General features: G+C 63.8%; 1 protein-coding gene. It reads right to left on the bottom strand.

From position 1 onward, the window contains the following. Positions 1–13: 13 nt before the first annotated feature. On the bottom strand, positions 14–381 hold a 368-nt coding region (ilvN, locus tag AC1D0P_RS31670), incomplete at its 5' end, for an acetolactate synthase small subunit (protein ID WP_477680345.1).

Consider the following 381-nt stretch of genomic DNA (forward strand, 5'->3'; position numbering starts at 1 on the left):
GCGCATCGGCCGGTCACATGCCCTGCGGACCACGATTCATCGCGGCGACGCCGGTACGGCAGACCTCGATCAGCCCGAGCGGCTGCATGATGGTGATGAACTGGTCGATCTTCGAGGACTTGCCGGTGATCTCGAAGATGAAATGATCGACCGTCGCATCGGTCACCTTGGCATTGAAGGCCTCGCCCAGACGCAGCGCTTCACCACGTGCCTCGCCATGGCCGGTGACCTTGACCAGCGCGAGCTCACGCTCGATCGCCCGATCCTGCCCCATTTCGCGAGCCCTGTTGGTCAGGTCGACGACCCGGTGCACCGGCACGATGCGCTCTAGCTGCGACTTGATCTGCTCAAGCACATGCGGCGTGCCACGCGTGACGATGG

Source organism: Polaromonas sp. P1_G2 (genome assembly GCF_056405515.1).